Annotated in this window: 1 protein-coding gene; it reads right to left on the bottom strand. The window is 50.2% G+C overall.

Annotated elements, in window-relative coordinates; genetic code table 11:
* Positions 1 to 253, bottom strand: a 253-nt coding sequence (gene priB, locus ACX9YW_RS23300; RefSeq protein ID WP_460351145.1) for a primosomal replication protein N, incomplete at both ends; no start/stop codon positions are given.

Here is a 253-nt window from a genome sequence, read left to right as displayed (position 1 = left end):
CAGAATCTATCAATTCAATCTGCTCGGCATGCAAAACCATTTTGCTCAGTCCGTTCTTTGCCTTGTGGCATGAAATGAACCCCTGAACGGTTATGCGACTGCCGACCGTTATACTGTGAGTAATGGCCTGGTTTTCGTGTCCGCTAACAATAACGGGCATTTGACACCATGCCTGCCGGTGAAAGCCGGCTTCCTCCTGCACAGAACGATGCTCAAGCACGAACTGGCAGTGAGGAATTCCTGATGGACTGAC

The sequence above is a fragment of the Pseudoneobacillus rhizolycopersici genome, assembly GCF_054786815.1.
This window is presented reverse-complemented; position numbering and strand designations above follow the sequence as displayed.